The organism is Planococcus antarcticus DSM 14505, assembly GCF_001687565.2.
GTDB lineage: Bacteria > Bacillota > Bacilli > Bacillales_A > Planococcaceae > Planococcus > Planococcus antarcticus.
In genome coordinates this window covers 850,653-863,451 of record NZ_CP016534.2, presented here as the reverse complement: position 1 = coordinate 863,451, position 12,799 = coordinate 850,653, and the positions used below count along the sequence as shown (strand labels likewise).

The 12,799-nt window shown below is 45.2% G+C and carries 12 protein-coding genes and 1 pseudogene; 6 read left to right on the top strand and 7 right to left on the bottom strand.

Features of this window, described 5'->3' with window-relative positions:
- Positions 1-13 precede the first annotated feature (13 nt).
- Together BBH88_RS04340 and BBH88_RS04330 are read left to right on the top strand one after the other, a co-directional pair.
- The gene (locus tag BBH88_RS04340) at positions 14-544 is read left to right on the top strand and encodes a TlpA family protein disulfide reductase (RefSeq protein WP_040852256.1); all 531 of its coding nucleotides are present in this window, start codon (positions 14-16) and stop codon (positions 542-544) included.
- A 726-nt stretch (positions 545-1,270) separates the two neighbouring features.
- Positions 1,271-1,660: a hypothetical protein gene (locus BBH88_RS04330; RefSeq protein WP_065537191.1), complete on the top strand. Its 390-nt coding sequence runs from the start codon at positions 1,271-1,273 to the stop codon at positions 1,658-1,660.
- A gap of 3 nt (positions 1,661-1,663) precedes the next feature.
- Here BBH88_RS04330 and cax read toward each other — a convergent pair.
- From cax to BBH88_RS04315, 3 genes and pseudogenes are all read right to left on the bottom strand, one after another.
- A pseudogene (gene cax / locus BBH88_RS04325) lies at positions 1,664-2,720 on the bottom strand (calcium/proton exchanger).
- Between the two features lie 102 nt (positions 2,721-2,822).
- A complete protein-coding gene (locus BBH88_RS04320; protein WP_065537192.1) occupies positions 2,823-3,722 on the bottom strand; it encodes a 3-hydroxyacyl-CoA dehydrogenase in 900 nt (299 codons plus the stop codon).
- Positions 3,723-3,835: 113 nt separating this feature from the next.
- Complete coding sequence (locus BBH88_RS04315; RefSeq protein ID WP_065537193.1) at positions 3,836-4,585, bottom strand: phosphatase PAP2 family protein; 750 nt, start codon at positions 4,583-4,585, stop codon at positions 3,836-3,838.
- Between the two features lie 157 nt (positions 4,586-4,742).
- Between BBH88_RS04315 and BBH88_RS04310 the strand changes: the two genes are divergently transcribed.
- Positions 4,743-5,648: an oxidoreductase gene (locus tag BBH88_RS04310; RefSeq protein WP_065537194.1), complete on the top strand. Its 906-nt coding sequence runs from the start codon at positions 4,743-4,745 to the stop codon at positions 5,646-5,648.
- 74 nt (positions 5,649-5,722) lie between these two features.
- On the opposite strand, the gene BBH88_RS04305 is transcribed toward BBH88_RS04310, so the two are convergent.
- From BBH88_RS04305 to BBH88_RS04295, 3 genes are read right to left on the bottom strand one after another with little or no spacing between them, the layout of a single operon-like run.
- Positions 5,723-6,175 (bottom strand): NUDIX hydrolase, encoded by a 453-nt coding sequence (locus BBH88_RS04305; RefSeq protein ID WP_065537195.1) that lies wholly within the window; start codon positions 6,173-6,175, stop codon positions 5,723-5,725.
- 45 nt (positions 6,176-6,220) lie between these two features.
- Complete coding sequence (locus BBH88_RS04300; protein ID WP_065537196.1) at positions 6,221-6,946, bottom strand: ABC transporter permease; 726 nt, start codon at positions 6,944-6,946, stop codon at positions 6,221-6,223.
- The gene (locus tag BBH88_RS04295) at positions 6,946-7,671 is read right to left on the bottom strand and encodes an ABC transporter ATP-binding protein (RefSeq protein ID WP_065537197.1); all 726 of its coding nucleotides are present in this window, start codon (positions 7,669-7,671) and stop codon (positions 6,946-6,948) included. The genes BBH88_RS04300 and BBH88_RS04295 overlap by 1 nt, the downstream gene beginning before the upstream one ends.
- A 553-nt stretch (positions 7,672-8,224) precedes the next feature.
- On the opposite strand from BBH88_RS04295, the gene BBH88_RS04290 reads away from it, so the two are divergent.
- The 3 genes from BBH88_RS04290 (at position 8,225) to BBH88_RS04280 (ending at position 11,358) form a co-directional block, all read left to right on the top strand.
- Complete coding sequence (locus BBH88_RS04290; RefSeq protein WP_065537198.1) at positions 8,225-9,118, top strand: oxidoreductase; 894 nt, start codon at positions 8,225-8,227, stop codon at positions 9,116-9,118.
- A 175-nt stretch (positions 9,119-9,293) separates the two neighbouring features.
- Positions 9,294-10,307, top strand: a complete 1,014-nt coding sequence (locus BBH88_RS04285) for an STAS domain-containing protein (RefSeq protein ID WP_065537199.1) — start codon at positions 9,294-9,296, stop codon at positions 10,305-10,307.
- Between the two features lie 139 nt (positions 10,308-10,446).
- Complete coding sequence (locus BBH88_RS04280; RefSeq protein ID WP_065537200.1) at positions 10,447-11,358, top strand: DMT family transporter; 912 nt, start codon at positions 10,447-10,449, stop codon at positions 11,356-11,358.
- A gap of 149 nt (positions 11,359-11,507) precedes the next feature.
- On the opposite strand, the gene BBH88_RS04275 is transcribed toward BBH88_RS04280, so the two are convergent.
- A complete protein-coding gene (locus BBH88_RS04275) occupies positions 11,508-12,629 on the bottom strand; it encodes an NADH-dependent flavin oxidoreductase (protein ID WP_006829669.1) in 1,122 nt (373 codons plus the stop codon).
- Between the last annotated feature and the right edge of the window lie 170 nt (positions 12,630-12,799).

Below are 12,799 nucleotides of genomic sequence, written 5' to 3'. Positions count from 1 at the left end.
AAGGGTGATAGCTATGAGAGCGCTGACAAAAACTATACTATTGCTTACTCTTCTCGTTTTATTGAGCGCATGCAACAGCAATTCGCAAGGCAATGGAGCAAGTGCTGGCCAATTGAACGACGGCAATCCGGCACCTTCTTTTGAATTAATGGATTTGAAAGGCAATCAACAAAACCTCGCCGATTATGAAGGCAAAAAAGTTTACGTGAAATTTTGGGCATCTTGGTGTTCGATTTGTTTGTCAGGCATGGAAGAGCTGAATACATTAGCCGGCGAAGAAAACGATTTTGAGGTATTGACTATAGTATCCCCCGGCTCTAATGCTGAAAAAAACACCGAGTCCTTCGCTAAATGGTTTGAAGGGTTTCCGAATGCCGAAAACATTATCGTACTGCTGGATGAAGGCGGCACCTTCTTCGATGAATATGGCGTAATCGGCTATCCGACTTCTGTCTATATCGGATCAGATGGAACGCTGGTCAAAAGCCAGACTGGCCACTTCAGCAACGAAGAAATCAAAGCAAGTTTCGAAACAATCCAATAATGTTCGCAGGGACAACCGCATTCTTTGCAAGCCAAGAGGCGAGCTGAATGCGGTTGTTCGCTGTATAACGCTATACTACAGAACCACGTCCTGTCTAAATGAAAGAAAGAGGCGAACGCACTAAGATGAAGCGATTGAACAACTATTCCTGGATTCGAAATCCGCGGACAAGGAAGTGAATTACCGAGCCTATCAACAAATTCTTATCTTGACCGAAAAAAAGTCGATTGGGCTTACGAAGTCTGGGATCAATTGCTTGAAGATTTGAGCCATCCGAACAATCACCAGTGCTCCAGGGCTGCCCAGTATTTGGCCAACTTGGCCAAGAGTGAACCGGAAAACCGAATTCTTACAGATTTCGCCTTCCTTTGGCAAGTGACAAAAGATGAAAAGTACGTTACTGCGCGACATAGCCTTCAGTCTATATGGAAAGTGGCACTCGCAGGACCTGACCACAAAAGTATAGTTCTCAGCCACCTAATCGAACGTTTCAACTGTTGTGAAGATGAAAAGAACTTTACACTCATTCGTTCGGACATTCTGCAGGGTATGTGACAGCTGTATGATGAAACGCTTGACCAACAGATTGAGCAGGTCGCCCTGGACTTGATCGAAAGAGTGGAAGATCCGAAATACACGAAAAAGTACACAGCCATCTGGAAATGAAAATAAGTCGCAACCGAAGGAATTCTTTCGGTTGCGACTTATTTTTTTCAGGAACCTATTTTGTTAATTTTTCGTTATAACTTTAAATATTCTCAGGAGGCTTTTTTCAACATATATACCTACAGTTCATTTGAAAGCTTTGGTACATTTACCTTGCTCAGACCCATTCTGTTTCTGCTACTGGCCGTGGCGCTACTTTTGTTCATAGCACTGCTGATTCCTAAAATCCGTATGAATCTGCTCAATAGAATTGCAGTCATCAGCTTGTCGGTTGAGAGCGTAGTTGTCGGAATACAGGTCGTTTATTATCATGCGATTATCGTAGATGAGATCGGTCTAGGCGGAGATACCGTTTCTCTTTTCCTTTTTCTTGCCATCGCTCTTTTTGGTCTATTGAATCCTCTTCTCTATTTATTAGCCTCCAGAAGAAACATATTTTCTAAAACCTGAGCATTACAATAAATAAAACCCGATGCCCATGATGAGGTAGGCCGCAAGCAAGGTCAAGCCTTCAAACCAGTTCGACTCACCATCATTCATAAAATTAATGGCGGGGAATACTGCGGTAATCATAGCTAGCAGTTCTAAAATCGTGAAAACCAACGGCATTTGCTGCGGCATGAAAAGGGAAATGAGCACCAGTATCGGAGCAACGAACATAGCGATCTGCAGCGTGGAGCCGATGGCGATTTCTACGGCCACATCCATCCTGTTCTTCATGGCCATGATCAGTGCGAAAGCATGTTCAGCCGCATTTCCGACAATCGCGACGATAATGACACCGATAAACAATTCAGACCAGCCAAACTGCTCTCCTACTTCCTCAAATGTCTGAACCAGCTTTTCTGAAATCTACGCGACGACCAAAGTGGCTACGAGCAGGATGATTAATGCTTTCTTTTTCGACCACTTCGGTTCTTCGTGCTCGGAATCCTGTGCTGCATCTCCATGGTTATAGACACCTCGATGGGTAACTAGCTTGAAGAACAGACCAGCCAAATACAAGAGAATCATAATGATTGAGATACCGACACTTAATTGAATGGTCTCGCTTTCATTCATGGTCATCGAAAAAATTTCCGGAATCACAAACGCCACGACAACCGCAAAAATCAACAAGCCCGAATTATGCGTAGCATCATGGACACTGAACATTTGGCATTTGAATTTGATGCCTCCAAGGAAAAACGATAATCCTCCAACCAGCAGAAGATTCCCCAATACCGAGCCGGTCAAAGAAGCCAAGACCACCCCAATCAGCCCTGCCTACAATGCGAATATGAATAATGATCAATTCCACCGCGTTTCCGAATGTCGCATTTAGCAAGCCACCGATGCGCGGACCGCTGACAATTGCCAGACTTTCTGTTGCCCTCCCCATGAAGCTTGATAATGCCACCACACTTACCGAGCAGATGAAGAACATACCGATGCTCGGCCAATCCAAAAAAGAGCCGATTACCGTCAAAGGCACCCCCACTGTCACTAAAATCCCGAATATTTGACTCATGCGATCCCTTCTTTGCATTTTGATAATATTGGATATCCATTTTTTGGATTTCCTAGCATAAAAAAACACGCTAGGCCATCAAAGGTCCAGCGTGGTCAGTAATCAGCTTTTTAAAAAATCTTCTTTCATAAAGGCCGGATTCGGATAATTATAGAATCCTTCGCCCGTTTCTCTTCCAAGTTTTCCTTTGTCCAGGTAGTCGGTCTTCAGCATATGTGCCAATTCGACAAACTTAGGATTGCCGGTAGCTGCAGCTTTCGCCTGGACAATATTATGGGCGGTGTTGATGCCGACCACATCCAAAATAGCAAAAGGTCCGAGCGGTGCGCCTGTCGCGATCATCCAGGTCTTATCTACCGTTTGGACATCCGCTACTCCTTTAACCAGCAATAATTCGGCCGCTTCCAGGAAAGGCACCAATAAAGAATTCAAAATATAACCTGGTTGCTCTTTATGTAGCGGCAATGCCACCATTCCGATAGCTTCCGCAAATTCGACCATATCGTCAAAAACACTGTCAGCCGTTCCTGGGTGCTTCATGATTTCAGCGGTGTTATTGATACGGATCGTATTGGCAAAATGCAATGCCAGAAATTTCTCTGGCCGTCCTGTCGCTTCTGCAAACTGACTTGGCAGCAGCGTCGATGAGTTAGTCGCAAATACCGTTTTTTCAGGAGCTACTTTGCCCAGTTCCATATAAAAAGCCGTTTTAATATCGGCAACTTCAGGAATGGCTTCAATCACCAAATCAGCATCGGCCACTGCTTTAGCCAAATCTGTATGGAAAGATAAACGAGCATATGCCATATCCACTTCTTCCTCGCTTGCTCCCATGTCGTTGCAGTAATTTCCTTTCAGTTTGACCAACCGTTTTTTCGAACTTTCGACTGCTTCGTCGTTGATATCGTAAATGGCCACATCGAATCCTTTAAATGCAGCTTGATAGGCAATCTGGCTTCCTAAAACGCCACTGCCTGCAACGGTAATATTTTTATAGTTCATCATCATTCTCCTCTATGTAAGATTTTTTTGTTTAACCAAAGAATTCGTATTTTCACACCGTTTTCGAAGAAGCTACCACAGGAAGCTAGAAAATGTACGTCTGCCAAACTGCTCTAATCTGTAAAGAATGCCAGCTTCGCGCGGACCGTTCTGTATAAGGGCCCCAGTAATTTTCGCAACGCATGAACTGGAGGCACCGGACTCCTGCTGTGCCATTGAATCCACTCCAATGCAATCAAGCTCAATATCAGCCAAATCAAACCTGCAATATAGCCGCCAAGAACATCACTCGGAAAATGCGCACCTAAGTAAATACGACTGCTGCCAATCATAACAATGAGCATGGTCAAAATGGCGACAAACAGCCATCGAATCCACGACCGTTGTCGCGTCCGGATGATCAAGTAAATGAGGAACCCATAAAAAATTAATGATCCCATCGAATGGCCGCTTGGGAAACTATAGCCGATTGCGTCTATATCAGGATTAATGCTTGGCCGTTCTCGGATGTATAGATTCTTTAGTAACACCGTTAAGAGCGAGCCGCCCCCCACTGCAATAATAAAAAACAGCATGCCCCATTTGTCTTTCATTTTAAATCCCAAAACCGCCAGCACGATGATGGATAACACGGTTAAAAACCAAACTGAACCCATTTCGGTAAAGATGAACATCACATTGTCCATCGTGCTGCCCGATCCTGCTTCCATCAGACCGATGATTGCACGATCAAACAGGCCAAACTCCTTTTCCATCACTTCTTCCGCCAACTCTGCAAACAATACAATAAATAACGCTGCAATGCCGAGCCCGGCAATCAATAACAAAAAAGCCAGACCGGCCATTTTATCACTTTTCTTCATCCTATCGCTCCCGACTGCCGCAGATAATATACTTTACCCTTTCTGCACAGAAAATATGTAACGGAAAAACAATCTTTCCAATCCTACTATTTGTTACAAAGGCTACATCATGGTATTTTTATCGTAAGACTAAGTACATCACTCAGGAGCTGATTGTTTGAAACAGTTAATCGGAAAGACAGCTATCATTACAGGAGCCAACAGTGGAATCGGCTTTGAAGCCGCTAAAGTGTTCGCCGATCGCGGAGCACAGATTATTATGGCTATTCGCGATACAGCAAAAGGCGAGGCTGCCCGTGATTTGATTATTGCTACTAATAAAGATGCACTCGTAACGGTGATGAAATTGGATTTGGCGGATCTTGCCAGTGTCCGTGCATTTGCAGAAAACGTTAAAAACCAGCATAGTTCACTCGATTTGCTGATTAATAATGCCGGCGTCATGACCCCACCCTATTCAAAAACTGAAGACGGCTTTGAACTGCAATTCGGCAGCAATCACCTTGGCCATTTCGCATTGACTGGTCTGCTGCTGCCTTTGTTGAAAAAGACGGCAGATTCACGCGTTGTCTCTCTCAGCAGTCTAGCTCATAAAGGTGCCCGTATCGATTTTGATAATCTTGATGGCACAAAAGGCTACAAAGCAATGAAATTCTATGGCCAAAGCAAACTGGCCAATCTGCTGTTTGCGCAGGAGTTGGACAAGCGCTTTAAACAAAGCGGTCTGAATAGCCTAAGCATTGCCTGCCATCCAGGAATTTCCGCAACCAACCTCTTTAAATTTGGCAAGCGGGATGCCCCAAAACTAATAAAGTCGCTAATGCATAACTTCTTGCAGCCTCCTGAAATGGGTGCTTTGCCGACCGTTTATGCAGCTACCGATTTGCGGCTCACAGGCGGCGAGTATATCGGTCCAGACGGCAAAGGTCAACGCAAAGGTTATCCGACATTGGACACGCCTCATGCGGCAGCTGGTGACGAAGCAGTTTCCCGAAAGCTTTGGGAAGTTTCAGAACAGCTGACTGGCGTGAAGTTTGACTTTACCGAAACAGCAACACAATAAAAAAAGCCACTTTCATGGATGAACATGAAAGTGGCTTTTTCTACTTAATACCTGTCACTCTAGAAAACCGCTGTTTAATGCTTGTTCAGAAACTCCTCGATTACCACCTGGTGGCTGCCGACCATTTTGTTCGGCAATTCATCTGGAGAAAAGAACTTAAAGCTCAATGATTCTTTTTTATTGACGACCAAATCGCCATGATATGTATTCGAATAATAGGCGACCGTCACGACGTAAAACTCATCGCCGTTTTCCGCTACCACAAAATGCTGTGGTCCAGAGTAAACATTGATAAGATGTAGCACGTCAATCGTAAAACCTGTCTCCTCCATGACTTCGCGTTTCGCTGTATCTTCCGTAGATTCTCCAAGTTCCATCAATCCCCCGGGAAGACCCCACAAACCTTTTGGAAATTTTCGCTCTTCTAATAATAAATGATTATTTTCGTCAACAATAACGACTACTGCTCCGACAAGAATCAACGGACGGTGACCGACAACTGCACGCAATTCTTCTACATAACTCATATGATCAATCCCCTTATTCTTATTTTCGTCTTCAATTTACCTTTACTATCCGCGCATCCTCTTTCTGAAACCCCATACCGCAATACCGAAAATAATCGCTGTATATGCAATTACCCACAACATAGGCGTACCCACCGCATCGTAATCACCAGCAAAGACCGCGCGTGAAGCATCTACTGCATGCGCGAATGGCAGCAAGTAAGCGACTTTCTGGAAAGTGCCACCAATCATATCAAGTTCAAACCAGGTTCCGCTCAGCCAAGTCGTGATGTTGACGAAAATCGCAAACATCGCCCCAACTTGTCGATCGGTGAAAAAGGTGCCGAAGAAAAGACCGAACGCAATATACAAAAGTGAAATGATTACTAACACTCCGAATGCAGGAATGGCGTCAAGTGTGACAGGCATTCCCAATAGCAGCGCTGTAACATAGCAGGCAGCCAGTTGAAGCAACGCTACCGGTAGCAGCGGCAGCGCATAGCCGATCAGATAATCGGTCGCATCCATTGGTGAGGCGAAGATCCTCATTAAGAACGAACTGCTCTTATCACGACCAATGAGCATCCCAGTAAACAAAGTAATAAACGAAAAACTAAATACAATGATGGCAGGTGCCAGTTTTTCCAACGTAAACAAATCAAAAGGCATTTTTTCAGCCATCATCGAAAATAGCCATAGCATTAATAGCGGCAGGAACATTCCAAAAAGCAGCGTCATCGGATCACGTAAAATTTCTTTGCGGTTGCGCTCAGCAAATGTCAAAGCCTTCATTAGCTCTTCACCTCCGCCGTCAGCTGTAGAAAAATATTCTGCAGTTTGACTTGGCCGGTCTGTTCTCTTAATTCATCTAGTGTGCCGAGTGCGCGAAGTCTTCCTTTATGCATAATGCCAATGCGATCTGCCAACGCTTCCACTTCTTCTAAATAATGCGTTGTCAGAATAATAGTGATCTGTCCTTTCAAATCCAGTAAAATCTGCCACAGATCCAATCGTGCCCGGACATCCAGCCCCACTGTCGGCTCATCTAAAAAAATGATTTCTGGTTCTGAAATCATCGCCATTGCGATACTTAAGCGGCGCTCCAATCCTCCTGACAAGGTCCTGCCCTTGCTTTTGGCGCGGTCCGTCAAACCAAACTTGTCCATCAGCCGTTTTGCTTTTTGTTCCGCTTCTTTTTTATTGCTGCCATAAATTCTGGCAATAAACTCCAGATTTTCTTTTACCGAAAGATTACGTGCAATGGCCGTTTCCTGTGGCGAGATGTTTAGCTTCTTTTTGACGACTTGCGGGTTGTTAACAATGCTGTCGCCAAGCATAATCGCATCCCCGCTTGTCGGCTCCATCAAGCAGCTCAGTAATTTAATGGTTGTAGTTTTCCCAGCTCCATTTTCACCCAATAGCGCAAAAAACTCTCCTTGCTCAATTGACAGTGATAAATGATCTACGGCAACCCGGTCCTTGAATGTTTTAGTCAACTCGTTAATCGAAATATTCATAGTTCAGCTATTGCCTCCTTTTCTCCATTCTAACGCCCAGTGCAGCGAATGAATAATAAAGTGCTAGCTGCTCTGCATGCTTTAAAAAAGCGCTAAAAATAATAAAAATCTTCCAACTATCGCAATAACTATTTGCTACTCTATGAGTTGAAGTCACCATCTATACCTATATAAGTTGAACTAGTGAATATTCATAATCGATATTCCGCAAAACAGCTCCGCTTGACGCGGCCGAGCGCCAAACCTCCTCAGTTGCTACCCCACAGGCGTCTCCGCTGTTTTGCTCCATATCGAGAGATTATCCTTAGCGGATGCGCGGCAAGGAGCTAGGCGAAGCTACGAGACGCGTGGAACACTCGGCTCATGGCGAGAGCCATGCCCAAAGCGACCGAAGCGATTTTCAATAGGATACTTCTTTCGTTCACCTTATCTAGTATTCAATTTGTGAAATACCCTTTTTACTGATAAAGATTCCAAATGATGCAAAAAACCGATAAAATAACAGGGAGTAATTCTGACATTACTGAATAACGAAAATGAAAGAAGTGATTGTTTGCTTACAGGAAAAACGGCCATCATCACAGGCGGCAACAGCGGCATCGGCTTTGAGACTGCAAAGGGTCTTTTGGCAAAGGGCGCACGAATTATTCTGGCTGTCCGCAATACTGAAAAAGGAACCGAAGCGCGCACCACTTTGCTTGCGCTCTACCCTTCAGCTCAAATCGATGTCATGCAACTTGATTTAGCTGACCTTGAAACGATCCGGTCGTTTGCCGACCAATTCAGAAAGTCCTTCAATAAACTCGACCTATTGATCAACAACGCGGGCGTCATGGCACCTCCTTACACAAAAACGAAAGACGGCTTTGAATTGCAGTTCGGCAGCAATCACCTTGGCCATTTCGCCTTGACCGGCCTGCTTATGCCACTGCTTGCGAACACACCGGATTCACGTGTCGTGACCGTCAGCAGCCGGGCACACAGCCGCGGCTCCATCGATTTCTCCAATTTCGACGGATCAAAGGGCTATCAGGCGAAGAAATTTTATAACCAAAGCAAGTTGGCCAATTTGTATTTTGCGTTGGAACTGGACAAGCGGTTGAAAGAACAGGGTCTTCAGACGATCAGCGTGGCCTGTCACCCTGGGGTTTCTGCCACCAATATCCTGAAGTTTGGCAGATGGGAAATTCCACTGCTATTCAGAAGCATCGCCAATCTTTTTCTACAGCCGCCCGATATGGGAGCTTTATCGACGATTTATGCAGCGACTGAACCCGATCTGATGGGCGGCGAATACATTGGCCCTGTCGCCCAGTTTCAACGGAGAGGCTATCCGGCATTGGGAACACCCCACCCTAATGCGACCGACCCCGAAATTTCTTGCAGGCTTTGGGACGCATCGGAAAAGCTAACGGCTGTTGCCTATTCCTTTAACCATTCAAGTTAAGAAATGATCAACCGTTTTGTCGATTATTCCTCTTGAAAACATTGCCTTATCCCTATGCTTTTCCAAAGAATTTCTGTGTCTAGACATATTGTCTATTCTCTAGGGAATACTTAAAAACAGATTACGATTTACACTCTCTACATCAATTTTTTAATCTACTGGAGGAATTTAGAGCATGAGCAAAAAAAGCATCGTTGTCGGTGGCGTCGAAATAGAATGGGATTTGGAAACAGGTGAAACACTTTTCGAAGGCGGAGATGTCGTCTTCTTTTGGACGTCTGCCATGGAAACCTTTTTTGATACGATAAAAGACATTTCAGGAATTGAAGCGACACAGCTCGTATTGGAAACAACCGGATTTCGTCAAGGAGTCATTGTTGGGGAAGGATTCAAGCATTTAAAACAAATTGACACCTCTAACGTAGTCGAGTGGGTTTCCAATACATACGCTCCTGCCGGTTGGGGGAAAGTTGCAATTGTTGAAATGGACACTGAAAAAAACACCTTTACGTTAGATATCCAAAACGACTGGGAATATAAAATGAACTTATTGAAAAACAGAAATGCAGAAGGCATATTCGTTCCTTCTCATTATGCAGGCGTATTGACAGGTTTATTCGGCATTAACTTCTGGTACAAAATCATCCAGTATCAAAACGAAGACAATCCTTATAGCATTGTTGAATACTTCCCTTCCGATGTGACAGTCCAGCAAAACATTCGCGAGCTGTCCCGTAAACAGGAAGCTGGTCAAATTCGGAAGCTTGAAGCACTCGTCGATGAACACACGAAATCCCTGCAAAATTTGGTAAAGGAGCTTTCATCCCCTATTATCCCAGTCCTTGAGGGCATCATTGTCGTACCGATGATTGGCAGCTACGACGAACAACGAACAGAAGATTTGATTTTTAAAACCTTGAGCCAGCTTCCAAAATATAAAGCGAATTACCTATTGGTCGATTTGACCGGACTAAATCAGCATATTACAGAACATACGGCCTCTCTAATCGACAAACTTGGAGCTTCTGCAAGGCTTCTGGGAACAGAAGTCATTCTCGTCGGCATTTCACCCGAACTAGCAATTATCATTGCGCAATCCCAGAACAGCCTGAAGACTTTCGAATCCCTGCAAAGCTTACAGCACGGAATTTATTACGCCCTTGGCCGCAGCGGCCGGAAGATTGTCTGATCCATTTTATCAGGTTGCCGATTAATACGGGTTCTCCCTGGGGACATTTCCTTCATAAAAGAATATAATAATTTCTGTCTGTTTATTTCACCAGGCAGAACAGCCATTGAATCGATCAATGGTTAACGGAGGAGATCACTTGAACGCAAAAGCTTTTTCACTGGCATTATTTTCTGTTTTAATATGGGGCTCTTCTTTCGCAGCCATACGGGTCGGCCTGCAGGGTGGATACGATGCAGGACAGAATGTACTTGTCCGCTTCCTGATTGCTTCAGTACTATTCCTTATTTTCGCTTTATGGCCAGGAACGAAATTCCGTCTGCCCCAAAAAGGCGACATCATCCCGATTCTTGTACTGGGCTGGATTGGCATCAGCGTTTACCATATCTTTGTCACGTTCGGCATGGAAACAATCTCTGCCGGCACGGCCGGCATGCTGGTTGGTTCCGGACCGATTTTCACGGCATTGATCGCTTTCTTCATATTGAAAGAACGACTAACCGGAATCGGCTGGATCGGCCTTGGCATCGGCTTTATCGGCATTTTGTTTATTGCTTTCGGTTCAGCTGGCGCTTCTCTTACACTGACCAATGGTGCGTTGCTCGTATTGATCGCCGCGTTTGCCTCAGCCATTTTCTTTGTTTTTCAAAAGCCGCTGCTGACGCGTTACTCGGCGATTGAACTGACCGCTTACTTTACATGGGCTGGCACCTTGCCGTTTCTCATCTTCTCGCCCGGACTCTTTACTGCCATGCAAGGAGCCACTCCAGAAGCTCATTTGGCGACACTATATGTCGGCGTGTTTCCAGCCGCTATCGCCTACGTAACGTGGGCGACCGCTTTATCGCTCGCCAACGCCAGTTCGGTCTCGAGTTTAATTTACCTGGAACCGGCAGTCGCGATTGTCGTTGCTTGGATGTGGCTGCATGAGCTACCGACGCCACTTTCGCTTATTGGTGGCGTCATCGCGATTGGCGGCGTCATGATTGTCAATCTGATGGGCAGAAAACGCCCTGTGATTTCTGGGAAAACTGCCGAATCCTCTTTCTAAAATTAAAACAGCGATACCTTGAATAGATCCGGGTATCGCTGTTTTTTATTGGAGAAGGTAAATCAATTTCTGATAACCATTTGATGAGTTATGCTCAAAATGGCCAGAGCGATGTGTCACAGTGAACTTTCTAGACAGCCACTACCCAATCATTCCTCAACCCTGAACCAGCCTGGTGCATTCGTCACCATGTTCCACAAGTTTTCCGGGATATCGAGCTGTTCTTTTTTGCTCAAATAGATCGCTTGGAAAACTTCCTCATCACGGCTCTTTTTGACCTTCGCTAGCCAGTCGGGATCCATGATTAACGCATGGCCAAGCGACACGAGCGGAGTTACGGCTAACGCTTCCTTCACTTGCTCAAGCGTCTGCAGGCCGCCTACCCCGATCACCGGTAAACGACTGCCGATGTGCTGTTGAATTATTTCCACGCGTGACCGGCTATCTTCTCCGCGAATTGACCCGCCGAAAAATCTTCCAACTGATACATGAATATAATCGATGCCCTGATCAGCAATGGCGGTTAAGAAAGATAAGGTATCGTCCATTGTAATGCCCGGCTCTTCTCTTTCTTCCGGACTGACGCGATAGCCGACCACGAACGGTTTATCGGCATGCTCAGCGACCGCTTCCTGAATCGACCTGATGACCGCCAACGGAAATGCCATACGTTTGGTAACATCGCCTCCCCATTTATCGGTTCGAACATTGGAATGAGGAGAGAAGAATTGCTGAATCAAATACGTATTGGCACCGTGTATTTCCACACCATCGAAGCCTGCCTCGATAGCACGTCTTGTCGCTTCGCCGAAGGCATTAATTGTTGCTTCGATTTCTTCAGATGTCATTTCGCGTGGTGTTTCCGCATTGGTTCGCACTGCTGGGACAGCGCTCGCTGATACCGGCTGTTCACCTTTTAAAAGCTTTTTATTTGACATACGTCCTGCATGGTATAGTTGCAAGATTGCTTTTGCATCACCTTGTTGAATAGATGCAGCCAACCGTTTCAAGCTATCCATTCGCTCATCACTGTCTGCGCCAAAGGGATTGGCAAACCCTATACCTAGCGGCTCGACATGTGCGCAGGCTGTAATGACAGCACCCAGCCCACTTTCAGCACGACGTTTGTAATAAATCAACTCTTCTTCCGTGACGTCGCCATTCTCATCCGAGGACGAGGTCGTCATCGGTGCCATCAGGACACGATTTTTAATGGTCAGTCCTGATGTAAAAGTAAACGGCTCGAATATATGTTGTGTTGTAATGATCATATAAATTCCTCCTTGACTATTCTTTTACCCATCCAAAGGCGCTGGCAAGCCTAGTGCCTCCGTTACTTATGGTAACGGACGCCACAACAAAAGGAGATGGGTATGCTTGGTTCCAGTATAAAATAACGCCATTTAAATTGCTGAACTCAACTTATATAATCGCACTGATC